Here is a 20150-nt window from a genome sequence, read left to right as displayed (position 1 = left end):
GTCCGGCGCTGGTCGCGGCGGTCGCCATAGCCGGCCTCGCGGCCCTTGCCACCGGCCTGCTGGGCACGCGCATCGGTTTGTCGCAGATCGAGCAGTTCCGGGCCCACGCGGATTCCGTGGCCGGTTACGACGTTGTGGCTGCGCATTTTCCGGCCGGCCTGACCAACCCCACGCTGGTCATCGCCCCCACCGATGCGCGGGTGCAGCAGGCCATCAAGGCGACCCCCGGCGTGACATCGGCGACCGATTCCGGCCACTCGGCGTCCGGGCTGACCAAATGGTCGGTGGTCATCGATGCGCCGCCATCCTCAGCTCAGGCGTTCAATACCGTTGCTGCGCTGCGTGATTCGACCAAATCCGCCAACCCGGCGGCGCTGGTGGGCGGAGCGGATGCGCAGGCGCTCGACGCCCGCAACGCGGCCACCCACGACCGGCATCTGTTGATCCCCGCGATCCTTGCGGTCATCCTCCTCGTGCTCTATGTCGTGCTGCGATCCGCACTGGCGCCGCCCACGCTGCTCGCGGCGACGATTCTTGGCGCGCTGGCCGCACTCGGCATGGGCGGCTGGGCCAGCAGCCACGTTTTCGGTTTTCCGGCGCTGGACAACAGCACGCCGCTGTTCGCCTTCCTGTTCCTGGCCGCGCTCGGGGTGGACTACACCATCTTTCTGGTCACCCGCGCCCGCGAGGAGTCCGCGCGGCGCGGCGCCCGGGCCGGGATGGTCGCGGCGGTGTCGGCCACCGGCGGTGTCATCACCAGTGCGGGAATCGTGTTGGCCGCCGTCTTCTGCGTGCTCGGTGTGTTGCCGTTGATCGTGCTGACGCAGCTGGGAATCATTGTCGGACTGGGCATCTTGCTGGACACCTTCGTGGTCCGCACACTGGTCATTCCCGCGCTGTTCGCCGTCATCGGTGACCGAATCTGGTGGCCCGCCGCTCCTAAACCCATGGAAGCCGTTGCAGCGCAAGTCGAATATCAACACGAACGGAGCACCCCTTGAACAAGTCAACTCTGGCCGCGACAAGCCTCGCCGTCGCCGTCGCCGGCGGATCCGGAAGCATCGCGAGCGCCAAGGCCGTTTCCGCCTGGTATGCGCGGCTGCGCAAGCCGCCGTACCAGCCGCCCAACGCCGCCTTCCCGGTGGCATGGACCACCCTCTACGGCGACATCGCGGTCACGTCCGCCGTGGCCATCGACCGGTTTCGCGCGGCGGGGCAATACGACAAGGCACGCCGCTACGCCGCGGCGCTCGGCTTGAATCTTGTTCTCAACGCCGCATGGAGTTGGCTCTTCTTTCGTTTCCACAAACTCGGCGCGTCCGCGGTCGGTGCCGCCGCGCTGACGGCCAGCAGCGCCGACCTCGCGCGCCGGACCGCGCAAGCCGACCCCCGGGCCGGGCTGGCCCTGTCGGCGTACCCGTTGTGGTGTTCCTTCGCGACAGTCCTGGCCACCCATGTTTGGCGGCTGAATCGCTGAGGAAACCATCGGATCATGCCGACCCTCTTATGGTTTCGTCGCGACTTGCGGTTGGGCGACCATCCGGCGCTGAACGCCGCGGCCGAGGCGGGGGAAGTGCTCGCCTGTTTCGTGCTCGATCCGAAGCTCGAGGCGTCCTCCGGCCGACGCCGGCTCCAGTTCTTGGGTGACTCGCTGCGAAAGTTGCGTGACGACCTCGATGGCAGGCTGCTCGTGACTCGTGGGAAACCCGGCGCGGCGATCCCGCGCATCGTAAAGGAGATCGGTGCGTCGGCCGTGCACATCTCCGAAGATTTTGCGCCGTACGGCGAACGCCGCGATGAAACGGTGCGTGCCGCATTGGATTCGGTTCCACTGGTGGCCACGGGATCGCCGTACCTGGTGTCGCCGGGCCGGGTCACCAAGAAGGACGGCACCCCCTACCAGGTGTTCACCCCGTTTCTGCGCCAGTGGCGCGAGTCCGGCTGGCGGACACCGGCGAAATCGAGCGCCGGGTCCGCGCGCTGGGTCGACCCGGCGCAACTGTCGGTTCAACAAGCCGAAATACCGGATCCCGGCGCCGAACTCGACGTCACCGCCGGCGAGGCCGCCGCGCGCAAGCAGTGGAAGTTGTTCGTGGACAACGGGTTACAACGCTACGCCGAGGAGCGTAACCGGCCCGATCTGCACGGCACCAGCCGGATGTCGGCGCACCTGAAGTTCGGCAACATCCATCCCCGCACCATGGTCGCCGATCTGGACCTGCGTCAAGGCGGGGCCCAGGCGTATCTGCGCGAGTTGGCGTTCCGCGACTTCTACGCCGACGTACTCCATCACCGGCCGGCCAGCGCCTGGCGCAATTGGAACAGCCAGTTCGACGGCATCCCTACCGACACCGGCTCCGACGCGAAACGCCGCTTCGAGTCCTGGAAGGCCGGCGAAACCGGCTTCCCGATGGTGGACGCCGGGATGCGTCAACTGCGTGAGACCGGCTTCATGCACAACCGGGTGCGAATGATCGTCGCCTCGTTTCTGGTCAAAGACCTGCACCTGCCCTGGCAGTGGGGCGCCGAGTGGTTCCTGGACCAGCTGGTCGACGGCGACATGGCGAACAACCAGCATGGGTGGCAGTGGTGCGCGGGCTGCGGTACCGATGCCGCGCCGTACTTTCGGGTGTTCAACCCGACCACTCAGGGCGAGAAGTTCGACCCGTCCGGGGAGTACATCAGGCGGTGGGTGCCTGAGCTGCGCTCCGTCGACGACGCGCACCTGCGCAAGGGTGAGCGGCCGGCCGGCTACCCGGCCCCGATCGTCGACCACGGCGCCGAGCGCGCGGAAGCGCTGCGGCGGTATCAGAGCATCTGAGCGGCGGGCCGGGCCGCCCGGCTCAGCAACGAATTGTCGCCCGCGTGAATGTTTGCTGAATCACCCGCCTGAAGCTATTTGGCATGTAATTATCAGCCGATTCACAGTTGTCAAGCCGCTCGGGAGGCATGAATGACACACTTCATCGTTCGCACGTTGCTGGTCTCCAGTGCCGCCGCGGGATTGCTGGCCGGCCTCAACGCCTGTTCGTGTTCCGTGGGCTCGTCGCACGCGGTCAGCAAGAGCGATGTGGCCGGTCAGATCACCTCGAAGCTGACCGACGCCGCGGGCAACAAGCCCGATTCGGTGAACTGCCCGAACGATCTACCGGCAAAGGTTGGGGCGCAACTCAATTGCGAGATGAAGGTCAAGAACCAGACGTTCAATGTCAACGTCACAGTGACGAGCGTGAACGGCAATGACGTCAAGTTCGACATGGTGGAGACGGTCGACAAGAACCAGGTCGCCAGCATCATCAGCAACAAGCTGGCCCAGCAGGTGGGCAGGCGACCGGACGCGGTGACCTGCCCGGACAACCTGAAGGGCGTCCAGGGCGCGACGCTACGCTGCCAACTCGTCGACGGCAGCGACAAATACGGCATAGCGGTGACCGTCACCAACGTCGACGCCGGCGACGTCAACTTCGATTTCAAGGTCGACGACCACGCGGAGCCGGCCGCCTAGCCATCGGCCTAGCTGGCTGCCTACCGGGCGGCCTTCTTGCGCTCGATGTCGGCCAGCGCGGCGGCCAGTTCCGCCCGCTGGGCGGCCGAGCTCTCCCAGGCGAGCTGGCGGTTCTTGACCACCTTGGCCGGCGCGCCGACCGCGATCGAGTAGTCGGGGATGACACCGCGGACCACCGCGTGGGACCCCAGCACGCAGCCGCGGCCGATGGCCGTGCCGCGCAACACCGTTACCTTCACCCCCACCCAGGTGTCGGGGCCGATCCGCACCGGCGACTTGACGATGCCCTGGTCCTTGATCGGCAGGTTGATGTTGTCCATGCGGTGGTCGAAGTCGCAGACGTAGCACCAGTCGGCCATCAGGACCGAATCGCCGAGCTCGATGTCGAGGTAGGCGTTGATGACATTGTCGCGGCCCAGCACCACCTTGTCGCCGAACCGCAGCGAGCCCTCGTGCGCACGGATCGTGTTCTTGTCGCCGATATGCACCCACCGGCCGATCTCCAGCTGCGCGAGTTCGGGCGTCGCGTGGATCTCCACGTCCTTGCCCAGGAACACCATCCCTCGCGTGATGATGTGCGGGTTGGCGAGCTTGAACTTCAGCAGCCGCCAATACCGCACCAGGTACCAGGGTGTGTAGGCGCGGTTGCGCAACACCCATTTCAGCGAGGCCACGGTGAGGAACTTGGCCTGGCGCGGGTCCCGCAGGTTCGATCCACGCCAGCGGCGATGGACCGGCGCGCCCCACATGCTCGTCATGGCCGGACAGCCTAGCGATCAACCACGCCGAGATCTCCACGGGTTACCCTCACCTGTACTCGATCGCTGCCCATGCCGACGTCCGCGGAAAGGATCTGGGGAACCCAAGTGCGTGCCCGACATCTGCTGCGTGGGCTTCGGCGTTGGTCGTCCGCGCTGCTGGCGGCGGGGATCACGGTTGGCCTCGGCGGCTGCGCCAACACCGACTCCTGGGTGGAAGCGTCAGCCTCGGCCGGCTGGCCCGCGCAATACGGCGACGCCGCCAACAGCAGCTACACCGGCACCAACGGCGCGACCAAGCTGTCGCTGCGGTGGACGCGCTCCGTCAAAGGAAACTTGGCCGCGGGCCCGGCGCTCAGCGCGCGCGGCTACCTTGCCCTCAACGCGCAGACGCCGGCCGGATGTTCGCTGATGGAATGGGAGAACGACCACAATGGCCGGCAGCGCTGGTGCGTGCGGCTGTTCCAGGGCGGCGGTTTCGCCGGCCCGCTCTTCGACGGGTTCGACAACCTCTACGTCGGCCAGCCCGGCGCGTTCCTCTCCTTCCCGGTGACGCAGTGGACGCGGTGGCGGCAGCCCGTGATCGGAATGCCTGCAACGCCACGGTTTTTGGCAGACGGTCAGCTGCTCGTGGCGACGCACCTGGGCCAGGTGCTGGTCTTCGAGGCCCACCGTGGCGCGGTCGTCGGCAGCCCGATGGATCTGGTTGACGGCGTCGACCCCACCGACGCGACGCGCGGGTTGGCCGATTGTGCGCCGGCCCGGCAGGGCTGCCCGGTGGCCGCCGCACCCGCTTTCTCGGCGGCCAGCCAGATGGCGGTGCTGGGGGTCTGGCAGCCGGGTGCCCCGGCCGCGGGGCTGGTCGGGCTGAAGTATCACCCCGGGCAGACCCCGCTGCTGTCCCGGGAGTGGACCAGCGACGCCGTCGGGGGAGGTGTCATCGCCAGCCCGGTGCTGTCCGCCGACGGGTCGACCGTCTACGTCAACGGCCGCGACCAACGACTGTGGGCGCTGCACGCCGCCGACGGGAAAGTGAAATGGTCGGCGCCGCTGGGCTTCCTGGCGCAGACTCCGCCCGCGGTCACGCCCGGGGGCCTCATCGTGGCGGGCGGCGGGCCCGACACCCGGCTGGTGGCATTCAAGGACGCGGGCGATCACGCCGATCAAGCGTGGCGCCGCGACGACGTCGTCCCGCTGTCGTCGTCGAGCCTGGCCGGCGCCGGCGTCGGCTACACGGTCACCGGCGCCCCGGCCGCAAACGGCGCGCCCGGGATGACGCTGCTGGTGTTCGATCCCGGTAATGGCCACACGCAAGGCAGCTACCCGCTTCCGGCGGCCACCGGATATCCGGTCGGGGTCTCGGTCGGCACCGATCGCCGCGTGGTGGCCGCCACCAGTGACGGGCAGGTGTACGGTTTCGCGCCGGCATGACCCGGCGATACTGAGCCCATGGCCAACGATGACGACGAGATTCAGGGCGCTGTCGCCGCCCACTCCAGAAAGAGCGAGCGAAACCTGGCGGTGGACCGCACCGCGACCATTGTGCTGCTCGCCGTCCACGCTTTCCTGGTCGCCGTCACGATGGGCGTGCTGAGCCTGCTCGTCATGGGCACCGATCCGTGCGGTTCCCAGAAGTGCGGTGACCCGGCATGGATCGATCGCGCCATGTTCCTGGGACTCGGCGGCGGCGCCGTCGTCTTCGTCGCAGCGCTGATCGTCGCGATACGCCGTCTCACCCGGCGCCGAACTGCCTTCTTCGTTCCGCTGCTCGGTTGCATCGCGCAGGTGGCGCTGGCGGCCGGCGCCGCGGCAATGGAGGTGCAGGCCGGCCCCGTCTAGGCGTCAGAGGGCCAGCGGCGGGATCGCGTTGCGGGGCACCTGCGCCTGGGCCGGCCCGGCGAACGCCGGCAGCATCTCACCGGGCGCGAAGTAGAAGATCAGCTGATCGTCGGTGATGGCGAAGTTCTGATAGTGCGTCGGGTCGTGCCCGGTCGAGGGCAAAATGGTTGCGCCCAAGGGGGTTTGGCGTTCGAGGTCGCGCTGCACGACCGGGAAGATGCTGTCCAGCGGCGTGGTGCCCGGCGCAAACAGGTTGTCGAACGTGATGGGCTGCTTCGTCCCGAGGTTGTAGTTGAACGATTTGTACCAGATCGAGGGATGCGATCCGCCGAGGTCCTGGAAGAGCTTGAGCACCACGCTGCGGGTGTTGTGCGGCGGCTGACCGGAGCTGCGTTGCTCGGTGGTCGCCTCCAACTGGTACGGCTGATCGCGCGACCCGGAGCTCTGCGCGACGTTGACGAAACCGTCCCGGTTCTGCGTGATGTAGTCGGTCAGCGCCTGCTCGTCGGGATAGTCGGCGGGAAACACCATGTTGAGCATGTAGGTGGGGCCGGTGGAGCGCACGCGGCACATTTGGCCATCCTCCATGGTGCCGCCCAGGCTGGCGCACGACGGTGGCGCGGCGGCCGCCGGCCAGCCCAACAGGGCCGCCGATGCGAGCACCACGGCCGCTATCAGATAACGCATTCTCTTATTGTCCTTGCAGATTAGGCGGGGCTGGCGCCTCCAACAGCGACTCCACCAGCCTAGCGCGAGGGCCTACATACGAACGCCGTCGCGCGGCCGGCGGCCCGACGCCCGATGCGGGTGATGACCACCGACAGGGCCCGGTTACCGCGCAGCCGCATCCGTCGCCGCAGCGCGTCGGGGTCGACCCGTACTCCGCGAACCAGCACCTCCAACGTCCCGCAGTCCAGCGCCGACAGCGCCTGGCGGAGCCGTCGCTCGTCGAACGCCAGCCGCTCGAGCACCTCGAAGCCGCGGACCGAGGCCGGCAGCGTATCCCCCGACAGGTAGGCGATGTCGGGGTCTAGTTGCCACAGCCCGTGCCGCGCGGCGTAGTGGCGAACCAGCCCCGCCCGCACCACCGCGCCGTCGGGATCGACGATCCACCGTCCGGACGGCCGCACCGGGCAGTCGTCGGGGTCGGTGTCGATGATCTGCTCGTCGCGATCGAGGATGCTGGCCCGCCGGCGGACGCCGCACTGCGCCAGTCCGGGTGACCACAGGCACGCTTCCCGCACCGCGCCGCGATAAGACGTCACCTCGATCTCGCCGTCGAAACCGAGGCGGCCCAACTCGTCGAAATCCATTCCGGGCGAACATTTTACGACGACATCGCGGTCCTGATACGTCTCAATCAAGGCACCCAGGCCGGGCCGGTAGTCATCGATGCGAAAACGGCGCTGGCCGCTGCCCCGTCGCGCCGGGTCCAGGAGCACCGCGGCGTCGCGGGTCACCGGCACCAGCGCGTCGGCGCGGCAGAGGGGGGCCGCCTCACCCAGGTTGTGCCGGGCCATCGCCAGCCGCACCGCGTCGATGTCGCTGCCCACCGCGCGGACCCCGACGCCGCGCAGCGCGGCCAACTCGGTGCCGATCGAACAGGTCGCGTCGTGCACAACGACTCCCGTCCCAGCGAGCCGCCTGGCGCGGTGCAAGGCCACCGGTGCCGCGGTTGCCTGCTGCAGCGCCTCGTCGGTGAAAAACCAGTCCGACACCGGGATTGCGGAGCCCAGCCCGCTCAGTTTCTCGGCGGCGCGCCGCCGCAGCAACGTCGTTTCCACCAACACCGCCGCCCGGTCGCCGAACCGGGCGCGCGCCGCCGCGATATCGGCGACCCGGGTGGCGTCGATCAGCTCGAGCTCGGCGACCACCGCCAGCGCCTCGGAGCCCGATTCCGACTGCAGATAACGGACGTCTCCGGCGCCGAACGCGATGCCGTCGCTCAGGAGGGCTTGACCCCGGTGATCATCACGTTGTAGAACCAGCCCTTCGGTGCCAGGTGGCGCATGACGTTGGCGTCCAGCCAACTCAGCGTCTTCCAGCTGGTGAACGCGAACTTCGCCCAGCCCCAGCCGAGCCGCCCGGGCGGCACCGCGCATTCGAACGTGCGCAGTGGCCAGCCCAGCATCGCTGCGGTGAATTCAACGGTGGCCGTTTGCACTTCGGCCGAGCCGGCGCCGACGGCCAACCGCTCTAGGTCCTCTGGCGTGAAGGTGTGCAGGTCGACGACGGCCTCCAACGCCGCGGCGCGGGAGGATTCATCGAGCTCCGCCTGCGGTCGGCGCCAACCGTCCAGACCGGGCAGCTTGGTGACGTTGGTGGCCACGCGCCAGGTCAAGGTGGACAACGTGCGGGCGTAGGTGTCGCCGACGGTGGTCGGCTCGCCGGCGAACACGAACCGGCCGCCCGGCCGCAGCACCCGCACGACCTCGCGCAGCGCCAGCTCGACGTCGGGGATGTGGTGGAGCACGGCGTGCCCGACCACCAGGTCGAAGGTGTTGTCCTCGTACGGAATGCCCTCGGCGTCGGCGACCCGGCCATCGATGTCCAGTCCAAGCGACTGCCCGTTTCGGGTGGCGACCTTGACCATCCCGGGCGACAGGTCGGTGACCGATCCGCGCCGGGCGACCCCGGACTGGATCAGGTTGAGTAGGAAAAACCCCGTGCCACAGCCTAATTCGAGGGCCCGGTCATAGGGCAGCTCGCGCAGCACCTCGTCGGGCACGATGGCGTCGAAGCAGTCCCGGGCGTAGTCCACGCAGCGCTGGTCGTAAGAGATCGACCACTTCTCGTCGTAGGACTCGGCCTCCCAGTCGTGGTAGAGGACCTGGGCCAGCTTGCTGTCATGCCGGGCGGCTTCGACTTGCTCGGCTGTGGCATGGGGCGTCGGAGCCGCTTCAGCGGCGACATCCTTCCCGGGAACGGCATCGGTCGAACTCGTCGTCATGCAGGGCAGCCTAACGGGCGCCGGATTCGGAGTCGTCTGCACCGCTGCCACCAGCGGCGAAGACGTCGACGTAGCGGCGCCGCTCGGCGTCCGCCCGGTCGGCCGGACTCAACTCGAACACGTCGTTGATGCCGGCCTTGGCGGCGGCCAGCGCGTGCCGTGGGCCGTCGAGAAAGCGGCGCGCCCACCCCGCGGCGGCGTCGTACACGTCGTCGGGGGCCACCGTCTCGTCGATCAGGCCGAGCTCCAACGCCTCCTCGGCGTCGAAGAACCGGCCGCTGAACACCAGTTCCTTTGCCTTGCTCGCCCCGGCCGCGCGGGTCAGGCGGGCCATGCCGTCACCGCCGGGGATGAGACCGGCCAGGACCTCGGTGGCGCCGAACTTCACGTTGTCACCGCTGACGCGCCAATCGGCGGCCAGGGCCAGTGTGAGCCCGGCGCCCAGCGCGTATCCGGTGATCGCGGCCACGGTCGGCTTCGGGATCCGCGCGACGGCGTCGATGGCCTGCTGCCGCGCCCGGGCCGCCGTCTCGGCCTCGGGCCCGGTCAGCGTCCGCAGCTCGGGCATGTCATCGCCGGCCGAGAAAATCTCGTGGCCACCGAAAAGGATGACCGCTGTCACGTCGTCGCGCTCCCCCAGCTCGGCGGCCGCCGCCACGATCTCCCGGTAGACCTGGCGGGTCATCGCGTTCGTCGGCGGCCGCGACAGTAGCAGCATGGCCAGCCCGGCGTCTCGCGAGCCGTCGCTGACCACCGTGCTGACGAACTCGGTCAATGCCGCCACCCCATGCCGCCGGCTTCGCGTGCCTGGTGGTAGCGGTCGGAGTCGAAGAACTCGAAGACCCAGTTGTCGCCCTGGATCTCCAGGTGCGGCTGCACCGTGACGATCTGACGTTCTACCGCCAGCACTTCCGCGACGGTGCGTCCCGCCAACGAATCCAGCTGGGTCCACGTCGGCGGCAGCAGGAAGCAGCGGCCGGCGGAGAAGTCGTCAATGGCGGCCTCCGGCGTAGTCCAGCCGGCGCGGTCGGATTCGGTGTTCTCGCCGTCGGCCCGCTGCCCGTGCGGCAGGGCGCCCACGAAGAAGTAGGTGTCATAGCGGCGGGTGCGCTCGGCTTCGGGGGTGACCCAGTTGGCCCACGGCCGGAGCAGGTCGGAGCGCAGCTCCAGATTCTCCCGACGCAGGAAATCCGCGAACGACAACGTGCCGTCGGCGAGGGCGCGGCGGGCGTCGGCGTACACCGAGGCGTCCTCGACGATACTGTTCGGTGCCGAATCGGCCTGGCCCGCCGGCCCCGCGAACAGCACCCCCGATTCCTCGAACGTCTCCCGGGCCGCCGCGCAGACCAGCGCTTCGGCCAGGTCGGGCTCGATGCCGAACCGCTGCGCCCACCATTGTGGCGGCGGGCCGGCCCACGCGATGTCGGCGTTGCGGTCGCGGTCGTCGACGCCGCCGCCGGGAAACACCATGGTCCCTGCCGCGAACTCCATCTTGGCGTGCCGGCGCATCAGGAAGACCGCGATGCCGTCCGGGTCGTCGCGGATCAGCATCACGGTCGCCGCCGGGCGCGGCACCAGTGGGGCGTCTTCGTTCGCTGACGTCATAGCTGCCTCCGGTGGGCTGCGCGGGAGCGAAAGCGACGGGCGAAATAGCGCCCGTCGACGACGTCGAGGGCGATCGACTGCCCGAACGCGGTGGACAGGTTATCGGAGGTCAGCACGTCGGTCAGCAACCCGGCGGCGACCACCTTGCCTTCGGACAGCAGCATGCAGTGGCTGAAGCCGGGCGGAATCTCCTCGACATGGTGGGTGACCAGCACCAGGGCGGGTGCGTCGGGGTCGGCCGCGAGGTCGGCCAGCCGCGCCACCAGCTCCTCGCGCCCGCCCAGGTCCAGGCCGGCGGCGGGTTCGTCGAGAAGCAGCAGCTCCGGATCGGTCATCAACGCGCGCGCGATCAACACCCGCTTGCGCTCGCCCTCCGACAGCGTTCCGTAGCTCCGGTCCGCGAGGTGCTCGGCGCCCAGGCTCTCCAGCATGTCGATGGCCCGGCGATAGTCGACGTCCTCATAGCGCTCCCGCCAGCGGCCCAGCACCGCGTAGCCGGCCGAGACCACCAGGTCGCGCACCACCTCGTCGGTGGGCACCCGCTGCGCCAGGGCCGACGAACTGAGCCCGATCCGGGCGCGCAGTTCCGACACGTCGACCCGGCCAAGACGCTCGCCGAGCACGAAGGCCACGCCCGACGAAGGGTGCTCGGCGGCCGCGGCGATCCGCAGCAACGATGTTTTGCCGGCCCCGTTCGGACCCACGATGACCCAGCGCTCGTCCAGTTCGACCGCCCAATCCAACGGGCCGACGAGGGTGTGACCGCCGCGCCGCAGCGACACGTCGCGAAAGTCGATGAGCAGATCGGGGTCGGCTGCCTCACTAATCTGGTCGGCTCCTCCCGAATCCTCGGGTTTCACCTCCGGCTTCCGTCTTCGGGCACCCGACCATCGTGCCGTACCGCGGCCGTCACGCGTCGGGCGGGATCTCCACCCGGCGGACCTCGCCATCCACCGCGTCGGCGGCCTCGATTTCGCCGCGGGTCACGCCCAGCAGAAACAGCACCGTGTCCAGGTACGGGTGGCTCAGCGAGGCGTCGGCCACCTCACGCAACGCCGGCTTGGCGTTGAACGCCACCCCGAGCCCGGCCGCGGCCAGCATGTCGATGTCGTTGGCGCCGTCCCCGACGGCGACCGTCTGCGCCATCGGAACCCCGACCCGCTGCGCGAAGTCCCGCAGCGCCGCCGCCTTGCCGGCACGGTCGATGATGGGGCCGACGACCCGCCCGGTCAGTTTGCCGTCGACGATCTCCAGCTCATTGGCGGCGACGTAGTCGAGCATCAGCTCCTCGGCCAACGGGTCGATGATCCCCCGGAAGCCGCCGGACACCACACCGCAGTGAAAACCCAAGCGCCGCAACGTGCGTAGCGTGGTGCGGGCCCCGGGCATCAGCTCCAGCTGATCGGCGACTTCGTCGATCACGGTCGCGGGCAGACCCGCCAGGGTGGCCACCCGCTGTTCGAGCGACTGCGCGAAGTCCAGCTCGCCCCGCATCGCGGCGTCGGTGATGGCGGCGACCTTGCCCTCGGCTCCCGCCCGGGCGGCCAGCATCTCGATCACCTCGCCCTGCACCAGGGTCGAGTCCACGTCGAACACGATCAGCCGCTTGGCCCGCCGCTCCAGCGTGTAGTCCTCGACGGCCACGTCGACGCGCTTCTCGGCCGACACCTGGTTCAGGGCCGTCCGCAGCGCGGCGTCCGATCCCGGCGGCACCGAGACCCGCAGCTCCAGGCCGGTCACCGGGTAGTCGGAGACACCGCGGATGAGGTCGATGTTGACCCCCAGGCCGGCCACCGCCCGGGCCACCGCACCGAACGCGCCGGCCGTGATGGGCCGGCCCAGCACGAAGATGGTGTGCGTCGAGGGCTCCCGGATGATCGGCACGTCGTCGCTGTGCTCGATGGTGACGTCCAGGCCCACCCCGCGGATGGCCGATTCGACGTCACGGCGCAACTCGGGGCTGTCGGCGACGTCCGGGGGGCAACACACCAGCACGCCGAGGGTCAGGCGGTGCCGAATCACCACCTGTTCGACATTGAGCAGCTCGACGCCGTGCCCGGAGAGCACCTCGAAGAGGGCCGAGGTGACGCCCGGTTGGTCCACTCCGGTGACGGTGATCAGCACCGACACCTTCGGTGGTGTGCTCACCCCCGACTCAGCCGCTACTGCTCAGGGGTTGAGCGATCGGGCTCGGTCCGTGGACCGAATCCCTTCGGCGATTCCAGAGCCGTGGCGTGGCGCCCCACATGCGCCTCGGCGCGCAGCCGCTCCACCATGTGCGGGTAGTGCAGCTCGAAAGCCGGGCGCTCCGAACGGATCCGGGGCAGCTCGGTGAAGTTGTGCCGCGGCGGCGGGCAGCTGGTCGCCCACTCCAGCGAGTTGCCGTAGCCCCACGGGTCGTCGACGGTCACGACCTCGCCGTAGCGCCAGCTCTTGAAGACGTTCCAGACGAACGGGAACATCGACGCGCCCAGGATGAACGCCCCGACCGTCGAGGCGACGTTGTACGGCTGGAATCCGTCCGAGGGCAGGTAGTCGGCGTAGCGGCGCGGCATTCCCATGTCGCCCAACCAGTGCTGCACCAGGAAGGTGGTGTGGAAGCCGATGAAGGTCAGCCAGAAGTGCAGCTTGCCCAGCCGCTCGTCGAGCAGGCGTCCGGTCATCTTGGGGAACCAGAAATAGACGCCGGCGAACGTGGCGAACACGATCGTGCCGAACAGCACGTAGTGGAAGTGCGCGACCACGAAGTAGGTGTCGGTGACGTGGAAGTCCAGCGGGGGGCTGGCCAGCATCACACCGGTCAGGCCGCCCAGCAGGAAGGTCACCAGGAAGCCCACTGAGAACAGCATTGGGGTCTCGAAGGTGAGTTGCCCCTTCCACATCGTGCCGATCCAGTTGAAGAATTTGATCCCGGTCGGCACCGCGATCAGATACGTCATGAACGAAAAGAACGGCAGCAGAACGGCTCCCGTGGCGAACATGTGGTGGGCCCACACCGCGACCGACAGCGCGGCGATCGACAGCGTCGCGTAAACCAGTGTGGTGTAACCGAACACCGGCTTGCGGGAGAACACCGGGATGATCTCGGTGATTATCCCGAAGAACGGCAGCGCGATGATGTACACCTCGGGATGGCCGAAGAACCAGAACAGGTGCTGCCATAGCAGAACCCCGCCGTTGGCGGCGTCGTAGACGTGGGCCCCTAGATGTCGATCGGCGGCCAGGCCGAACAGCGCGGCGGTCAGAATCGGGAATGCGATCAGGATCAGGATCGACGTCACCAGGATGTTCCAGGTGAAGATGGGCATCCGGAACATCGTCATGCCGGGCGCGCGCATGCACACCACGGTGGTGATCATGTTGACCGCACCCAGAATGGTGCCCAGACCCGCGACGATCAGGCCGGTGATCCACAGGTCACCGCCGGCGCCGGGTGAGTGGACGGCGTCGGACAGCGGCGTGTAGGCAGTCCAGCCGAAGTCGGCGGCCCCACCCGGAACGATGAAGCCGGCCGACGCGGTCAGACCGCCGAACAGGAACAGCCAGAACGAGAAGGCGTTCAGTCGCGGGAACGCCACGTCGGGCGCGCCGATCTGCAGCGGCAGCACCAGGTTGGCGAACCCGAACACCACCGGCGTCGCGTACAGCAGCAGCATGATCGTGCCGTGCATGGTGAACAGCTGGTTGTACTGCTCGTTCGACAGGAACTGCAGTCCCGGCGCGGCAAGCTCGGTGCGCATCAACAGGGCCATCAGTCCGCCGATGAAGAAGAAGACGAAGCAGGTGACCGTGTACATGATGCCGATCATCTTGTGATCGGTGGTGGTGATCAGTTTGTAGACGAGGTTCCCTTTGGGGCCGGTCCGGTCCGGGTACGGACGAACGGCCTCAAGTTCTCCCAACGGGGGCGCTTCGGCTGTCAACAGCTTCTCCAAACAGTAGGACAGGGGCCCAAAAAACAGAGCTGACACGAATCTTAACCGCCGATCCTGCCGACGTCAGGGCTGGTCCTACAAACTGTCGTAAATGGCTCGGCGGTGCCGCGTGTCGGTTCGGAGTGCCGGGCGGCGAGCCGGCGGGTGTTAGCGTCTGACGCGTGCTTTTCGGCGTGACCCGACCCGCGTCCCTGCGCGCGGCCGCCGCGCTCGCGGCGGCGGTCGCCGTCACGTGCAGCGGCTGCGGATCCGGCAAGCCCGGAAGCAAGGCGCCGACCCCGGCGCTGGTCACTCCGACCACGCAAATCGCCGGCGCGGGCGTGCTCGGAAACGACCGCCGCCCGGACGACTCGTGCGCACGGGATGTCGCCGCGGCCGATCCGGGGCCGAAGACGCGGCAGGCCCGCAACGCCGCCGGCGTCAGCCCGGACGTGGTGCAGGTGCCCGCGGAGCCCCAGCGGATCGTGGCGCTCTCGGGAGACCAGCTCGACGCCCTGTGCGCGCTCGGCCTGCAATCGCGGGTGGTCGCCGCCGCGTTGCCGGACGGATCGTCGAGCCAGCCCGCCTACCTGGGCAGCGCGCTGCACGGCGTGCCCGGCGTCGGGACCCGCAGCAACCCGGACCTGAGCGGGATCGCGGCGGCCCACCCCGACCTCATCCTGGGCTCGCAGGGGTTGACGCCCAAGCTGTATCCCCAGCTGGCGGCGATCGCCCCGACGGTGTTCACCGCGCCCCCCGGCTCGGCATGGGAAGAGAACCTGCGCGGCGTGGGTGCCGCGACGGCGCGCGGGGCGGCAATGGACGCGCTGCTCAACGGCTTCTCGCAGCGGGCCGGCAATGTCGGAGCCAGGCATGACGCGTCCCACTTTCAGGCATCCATCGTGCAATTGACCACCGACACGATCCGGATCTACGGGACCAACAACTTCCCGGCCAGCGTGCTGGGCGCGGTCGGGGTGGACCGCCCGGCGACCCAACGGTTCACCGACAAGCCGTATATCGAGATCCGCGCCACCGACGACGACCTGGCAAAAAACCCGGACCTGTCCGCCGCCGACGCCGACGTCGTCTACGTGTCGTGTGCGTCACCGGCGGCCGCCCAGCGCGCCGCCACCGTGCTGGACAGCAACCCGTGGCGCAAGCTGTCGGCCAACCACGACAACCGGGTCTACGTCGTCAACGACGAGATCTGGCAGACCGGCGAGGGCCTGATCGCGGCCCGCGGTATAGTCGCCGACCTGCGCCTGCTCAACGCCCCCATCAATTAGCCCGCGGGCGAGCGGGTACCTGCGGTCCTAAGGTGGTACCGAGCGGCCTCCGGTGGCCCGGGAACATTACCTTAGCTAAACTTTTCCCAGACGCGACCACATTGAAGAGGAATATCCATGAGCACTGTTTCGGCATACGCCGCGACGTCGGCGACCGAACCGTTGACCAAGACCACCATCGAGCGGCGCGACCCCGGCCCACACGACGTGGTGATCGACATCAAGTTCGCCGGGATTTGCCACTCCGACATCCACACTGTCAAGGCCGAATGGGGGACGCCGAAATACCCCCTCGTCGTGGGGCATGAGATCGCCGGGGTGGTGAGCGAGGTCGGCGCCGAAGTGACCAAATACAAGGTCGGAGACCACGTCGGCGTGGGCTGCATGGTGAACTCCTGCGGCCAGTGCAGCAGCTGCAAGGCCGGGCTCGAGCAGTACTGCAAGCCGGGCGCGACATTCACCTACAACGCCGTCGACAAGGACGGCACGACCACGCAGGGCGGCTACAGCCAGGCGATCGTCGTCGACGAGAATTTCGTCCTGCGCATCCCCGACTCGCTGCCGCTGGACAAGGCGGCGCCGCTGCTGTGCGCGGGCATCACGCTGTTTTCCCCGTTGCGCCACTGGAGGGCCGGCGAGGGCACTCGGCTGGCGATCATCGGCCTCGGCGGCCTCGGGCACATGGGTGTCAAGCTGGGCGCGGCGATGGGCGCCGAGGTGACGGTGCTGTCGCAGTCGCTGAAGAAGATGGAGGACGGCTTGCGGCTGGGGGCCAAGCACTACTACGCCACCGCCGATCCCGAGACCTTCAAGAAGTTGCGCGGCAGCTTCGACCTGATCCTCAACACCGTCTCGGCGAATCTGAAACTGAACGACTACGTCAACCTGCTCGACATCGACGGCACCCTCGTCGAATTGGGCATTCCTGAGCACCCCATGGAGGTGGGGGCGTTCCCGTTGGCGTTGGCGCGGCGCAGCCTGTCCGGATCCAACATCGGCGGGATCGCCGAAACCCAGGAGATGCTGGACTTCTGCGCCGAGCACGACGTGACGCCCGAAATCGAGCTGATCGAGCCGGATTACATCAACGAGGCCTACGAGCGCGTCCTGGCGAGCGACGTTCGCTACCGCTTCGTGATCGACATCTCGAAGCTATGAGGCGACCTCTGACGGTTCTTCGGGCGCGCAGTCACGGGCGATGACTTCGGCCGCCTCCGCGTGCTCGTCGTCGGGAACGACCTCGCTGACGTCGATGCCGGCCAGCGGCCATCCGGCCGCGGCCAACGTGGCGGCCACCCGGATGATGTTTTCCTTGCCCGCGTCGAATTGCGTCATGTCGGAGATGAATTCGGCGATCTCATCGCGGTCGATCGGGTGATCGATCGCCTCCGGAGAGCCTTCGCGCGCGCTGATGTCGCGCACCACCTCGCGGATCTGGTCCTCGGTCAGCGGTGTGCTGCGCAGCAATGCCATCAGCGGCACGCGGTCCGGGCCAGGGACGCCGTTCGGGTAGCCGACCTGCAGCCACTGGATCACTGAACGGCAGAAATGGTGGCGGTGATCCTTCTCGGAGGATGCGGTGTTCGTCACGAGAACAGTTTCAGGCAGTGGCATCACCGGCGCCAGCGAGCCCTCACTCCGTCCCCACAATTCATACGCCGTTCATTGCCCGAACACGTCGAGGCTCGGCGCGGCGCTTGCGGTTAAAGGCCCGTCCTGTCGTTGCCGGTCCCTACCATCGAGGCGTGCTCAAGGCGCTCGTCGTTTTTCCGTTGGCCTGCGGGCTTTTCGTCGGCGTCGTTGACCACAACCCCGGAACGGGACTGGCGGCGTTCTACGTGGTGTCGCTGCTCGAGGTGCTGGTCGGGTGGTCAACCAACCGTCAGTGGCCACGCGGCGGGCGAATGAACGCCACCATGCGGGTGATCGACGCGATGGATGGGGTCGAGTTCGAGGGCTATGTGGCCGCCCGCCTGCGCCGCGCGGGCTGGCGGGTCACGTTCACCCCGGCGGTCGGCGACTACGGAGTCGACCTGATCGCCGAAAAGGACGGCCACTCGGCGGCGGTCCAGTGCAAGCGTTACGGCAAATCGGTGGGCGTCGCGGCCGTCCAGCAGGTGGTCTCCGGCGCCCGCCACCACGGCTGCGTCAGGAGCATCGTGGTGAGCAATCAGGAATTCACGAGGGCCGCAAAGCAATTGGCGCATACCCACGGCTGCCAGTTGATCGGCCGCAAAGTATTGCAGGCATGGGTGCCGCCGCCCGCATGGAGCGTTAAGAATCCTGCGGGAAGAAAGTCGGCCCAGCCGGTGTCTGAATAGAAGATCGGGCCGGCCCCAGTCCCTCCCCCCCGACGGTGCGGCCGGCCCGATTCTCAGTCAACCTGCGGCTTTTAGAAGTCCCAGTCCTCGTCCTCGGTGACGACGGCCTTCCCGATGACGTAGCTAGATCCGGAGCCGGAGAAGAAGTCGTGGTTCTCGTCGGCATTGGGCGACAACGCCGACAGGATCGCCGGGTTCACGTCGGTCTCGTCCCGCGGGAACAGCGCCTCGTAACCGAGGTTCATCAGCGCCTTGTTTGCGTTGTAGCGCAGGAACTTCTTGACGTCCTCGGTCAGCCCGACCTGGTCGTAGAGGTCCTGGGTGTACTCCACCTCGTTGTCGTAGAGCTCGAACAGCAGCTCGTAGGTGTAGTCCTTGAGCTCGGCGCGCTTGGCCTCGTCGACCAGCGCCAGCCCCCGTTGGTACTTGTAGCCGATGTAGTAGCCGTGTACGGCCTCGTCGCGGATGATCAGCCGGATCATGTCGGCGGTGTTGGTCAGCTTGGCCCGGCTCGACCAGTACATGGGCAGGTAGAAGCCGGAGTAGAACAGGAAGCTCTCCAGCAGCGTGGAGGCCACCTTGCGCTTCAGCGGCTCGTCGCCCTTGTAGTACTGCATGACGATCTCGGCCTTGCGCTGCAGGTTGGGGTTCTCCTCGGACCAGCGGAAGGCGTCGTCGATCTCGGCCGTCGAGCACAGCGTGGAGAAGATGTTGCTGTAGCTGCGCGCGTGCACCGACTCCATGAAGGCGATGTTGGTGTAGACGGCTTCCTCGTGCGGCGTCAGCGCGTCGGGGATGAGGCTGACCGCGCCGACCGTGCCCTGAATGGTGTCCAGCAGCGTCAGCCCGGTGAACACCCGCATGGTCAGCTGCTTCTCACCGGGCGTCAGCGTCGCCCACGACGGGAGGTCGTTGGACACCGGCACCTTCTCGGGCAGCCAGAAGTTTCCGGTCAGCCGGTCCCAGACCTCGGCGTCCTTCTCGTCCTGCAGCCGGTTCCAGTTGATCGCCGAAACGCGGTCAATCAGCTTCATGTTTTCGGTCACCAGAACCCCACTTCACCCGCCGTTTTGCCTGAGGGACGTCCGGCTCCAAACACTACCCCTGGGGTACGACAACGGAGCGGAACACAAGGGCTTGTGTTTGCGTGTCGCGGACACACCCCGTATTCAGCACTACTCCCAGTATGACGCGATTGCCGCCCAATAGGGCTCCAAGGCTCTACCGCTACCCAACGTCCGGCCCTCGATGTACCATTTGGTACATGATTACCGAAGGCAGTGTTGAGATCGATGCGTCGCCGCAGCTGGTGTGGGACGTCTTCAGCGACGTGGAGCGCTGGCCCGAGTGGACCGCCTCGGTGACGTCGCTGGCCGGACGAGACGGCCCCGCGCTCGGGGTCGGCAAGCGGTTCACCATCAAGCAGCCCGGCATGTCGAAGCTGGTCTGGAAGGTCACCGAGATCGAACCGGGCTCCTCGTGGACCTGGGTGCAACGCTCCCCCGGCGTGCGGGTGAGCGCCCGGCACGACGTGATTCCGCAGCCCGGCGGTCGTACCCTGGTGCGCCAGCAACTGGACCAGCGCGGTGTGCTCGGCGCACTGGTCGGTCGGCTGATGCTCAATAAGACCAAGCGATTCCTGCAACTCGAGGCCCAGGGACTCAAGGCTCGGTCTGAGCAGCTCAGCCGCGCCGATGGCCCGCACTCCTGACTCCGAACGCCGCCGAGAGCTCCTCGACGCGCTCGTTGCCGAGTTCGCGGCCGGCGGCGTTGGCGACCGATCGTTGCGCGACGTGGCGGCCGCGGTGGGCACCAGCCATCGAATGCTGTTGCATCACTTCGGATCTCGGGAGGACCTGTTGCTCGCGGTCGTCGAGGAAGTGGAGCGCCGCCAGATGGGCGTCCTGGCCGACCTGCCCGCGACACCCGCCGAAGGCTTCGCCGCCATGTGGGCCGATGTCCGTCGACC

Annotated in this window: 22 protein-coding genes; 11 read left to right on the top strand and 11 right to left on the bottom strand. The window is 67.9% G+C overall.

Features of this window, described 5'->3' with window-relative positions; all coding sequences use genetic code 11:
* From A5678_RS10960 to A5678_RS10945, 4 genes are all read left to right on the top strand, one after another.
* Window positions 1-1001, top strand: a 1001-nt coding sequence (locus tag A5678_RS10960) for an MMPL family transporter (RefSeq protein WP_156746858.1), incomplete at its 5' end; no start/stop codon positions are given.
* A complete protein-coding gene (locus A5678_RS10955; protein ID WP_068041999.1) occupies window positions 998-1477 on the top strand; it encodes a TspO/MBR family protein in 480 nt (159 codons plus the stop codon). The genes A5678_RS10960 and A5678_RS10955, both read left to right, overlap by 4 nt.
* A gap of 15 nt (window positions 1478-1492) precedes the next feature.
* Window positions 1493-2821: a deoxyribodipyrimidine photo-lyase gene (locus tag A5678_RS10950; protein WP_068041996.1), complete on the top strand. Its 1329-nt coding sequence runs from the start codon at window positions 1493-1495 to the stop codon at window positions 2819-2821.
* A gap of 132 nt (window positions 2822-2953) precedes the next feature.
* Window positions 2954-3505: a DUF4333 domain-containing protein gene (locus tag A5678_RS10945; protein WP_068041993.1), complete on the top strand. Its 552-nt coding sequence runs from the start codon at window positions 2954-2956 to the stop codon at window positions 3503-3505.
* 20 nt (window positions 3506-3525) lie between these two features.
* Here the strand turns inward: A5678_RS10945 and A5678_RS10940 are convergent, their stop codons facing one another.
* Window positions 3526-4263, bottom strand: coding sequence for an acyltransferase (locus A5678_RS10940; RefSeq protein ID WP_068041991.1), 738 nt, complete (start codon window positions 4261-4263; stop codon window positions 3526-3528).
* Window positions 4264-4335: 72 nt separating this feature from the next.
* On the opposite strand from A5678_RS10940, the gene A5678_RS10935 reads away from it, so the two are divergent.
* Together A5678_RS10935 and A5678_RS10930 are read left to right on the top strand one after the other, a co-directional pair.
* Window positions 4336-5694 (top strand): PQQ-binding-like beta-propeller repeat protein, encoded by a 1359-nt coding sequence (locus A5678_RS10935; protein ID WP_082945496.1) that lies wholly within the window; start codon window positions 4336-4338, stop codon window positions 5692-5694.
* A gap of 18 nt (window positions 5695-5712) precedes the next feature.
* Window positions 5713-6102, top strand: a complete 390-nt coding sequence (locus tag A5678_RS10930) for a DUF6264 family protein (RefSeq protein WP_068041988.1) — start codon at window positions 5713-5715, stop codon at window positions 6100-6102.
* Window positions 6103-6105: 3 nt separating this feature from the next.
* On the opposite strand, the gene A5678_RS10925 is transcribed toward A5678_RS10930, so the two are convergent.
* The 8 genes from A5678_RS10925 to ctaD are packed head-to-tail and all read right to left on the bottom strand — an operon-like array spanning window position 6106 to window position 14580.
* On the bottom strand, window positions 6106-6789 hold the full coding sequence (locus A5678_RS10925) for an esterase (protein WP_068041985.1): 684 nt from the start codon (window positions 6787-6789) through the stop codon (window positions 6106-6108).
* A 59-nt stretch (window positions 6790-6848) separates the two neighbouring features.
* Window positions 6849-8051: a class I SAM-dependent methyltransferase gene (locus A5678_RS10920; RefSeq protein WP_231983632.1), complete on the bottom strand. Its 1203-nt coding sequence runs from the start codon at window positions 8049-8051 to the stop codon at window positions 6849-6851.
* Window positions 8048-9052 carry a class I SAM-dependent methyltransferase gene (locus A5678_RS10915; protein WP_068041982.1) on the bottom strand — a complete coding sequence of 335 codons (1005 nt, stop codon included), beginning with the start codon at window positions 9050-9052 and terminating at the stop codon, window positions 8048-8050. Before A5678_RS10915 ends, A5678_RS10920 begins: the two co-directional genes overlap by 4 nt.
* A gap of 10 nt (window positions 9053-9062) precedes the next feature.
* Window positions 9063-9827, bottom strand: coding sequence for an enoyl-CoA hydratase (locus tag A5678_RS10910; RefSeq protein WP_068042008.1), 765 nt, complete (start codon window positions 9825-9827; stop codon window positions 9063-9065).
* Window positions 9824-10657: an NUDIX hydrolase gene (locus A5678_RS10905; RefSeq protein WP_068041980.1), complete on the bottom strand. Its 834-nt coding sequence runs from the start codon at window positions 10655-10657 to the stop codon at window positions 9824-9826. The genes A5678_RS10910 and A5678_RS10905 overlap by 4 nt, the downstream gene beginning before the upstream one ends.
* Entirely contained in the window at window positions 10654-11517 is an 864-nt protein-coding gene (locus A5678_RS10900) for an ABC transporter ATP-binding protein (protein WP_156746857.1), read from the bottom strand. Before A5678_RS10900 ends, A5678_RS10905 begins: the two co-directional genes overlap by 4 nt.
* A gap of 49 nt (window positions 11518-11566) precedes the next feature.
* Window positions 11567-12805: a phosphoserine phosphatase SerB gene (gene serB / locus A5678_RS10895; RefSeq protein ID WP_068041977.1), complete on the bottom strand. Its 1239-nt coding sequence runs from the start codon at window positions 12803-12805 to the stop codon at window positions 11567-11569.
* Window positions 12806-12819: 14 nt separating this feature from the next.
* A complete protein-coding gene (gene ctaD, locus A5678_RS10890; RefSeq protein ID WP_067945728.1) occupies window positions 12820-14580 on the bottom strand; it encodes a cytochrome c oxidase subunit I in 1761 nt (586 codons plus the stop codon).
* A gap of 203 nt (window positions 14581-14783) precedes the next feature.
* Here ctaD and A5678_RS10885 point away from each other — a divergent pair, with 203 nt between their 5' ends.
* Both A5678_RS10885 and A5678_RS10880 read left to right on the top strand, forming a co-directional pair.
* A complete protein-coding gene (locus A5678_RS10885; protein WP_156746860.1) occupies window positions 14784-15860 on the top strand; it encodes an iron-siderophore ABC transporter substrate-binding protein in 1077 nt (358 codons plus the stop codon).
* 117 nt (window positions 15861-15977) lie between these two features.
* Entirely contained in the window at window positions 15978-17018 is a 1041-nt protein-coding gene (locus A5678_RS10880; RefSeq protein ID WP_068041971.1) for an NAD(P)-dependent alcohol dehydrogenase, read from the top strand.
* On the opposite strand, the gene A5678_RS10875 is transcribed toward A5678_RS10880, so the two are convergent.
* On the bottom strand, window positions 17013-17450 hold the full coding sequence (locus A5678_RS10875) for a DUF3349 domain-containing protein (protein WP_068041968.1): 438 nt from the start codon (window positions 17448-17450) through the stop codon (window positions 17013-17015). The genes A5678_RS10880 and A5678_RS10875 overlap by 6 nt on opposite strands.
* Before the next feature lie 155 nt (window positions 17451-17605).
* Between A5678_RS10875 and A5678_RS10870 the strand changes: the two genes are divergently transcribed.
* On the top strand, window positions 17606-18181 hold the full coding sequence (locus A5678_RS10870; protein WP_068041963.1) for a restriction endonuclease: 576 nt from the start codon (window positions 17606-17608) through the stop codon (window positions 18179-18181).
* Window positions 18182-18252: 71 nt separating this feature from the next.
* Here the strand turns inward: A5678_RS10870 and nrdF are convergent, their stop codons facing one another.
* On the bottom strand, window positions 18253-19227 hold the full coding sequence (gene nrdF, locus A5678_RS10865) for a class 1b ribonucleoside-diphosphate reductase subunit beta (protein WP_197502099.1): 975 nt from the start codon (window positions 19225-19227) through the stop codon (window positions 18253-18255).
* Between the two features lie 218 nt (window positions 19228-19445).
* On the opposite strand from nrdF, the gene A5678_RS10860 reads away from it, so the two are divergent.
* Complete coding sequence (locus A5678_RS10860) at window positions 19446-19892, top strand: SRPBCC family protein (protein WP_068041960.1); 447 nt, start codon at window positions 19446-19448, stop codon at window positions 19890-19892.
* A partial coding sequence (locus A5678_RS10855; RefSeq protein ID WP_156746856.1) for a TetR/AcrR family transcriptional regulator occupies window positions 19876-20150 on the top strand: 275 nt, incomplete at its 3' end. The genes A5678_RS10860 and A5678_RS10855, both read left to right, overlap by 17 nt.

The organism is Mycobacterium sp. E2733 (assembly GCF_001667585.1).
Lineage (GTDB): Bacteria > Actinomycetota > Actinomycetes > Mycobacteriales > Mycobacteriaceae > Mycobacterium.
Note: the sequence above shows the minus strand (reverse complement) of the source record. Positions and strands in the feature narration are given on the sequence as shown.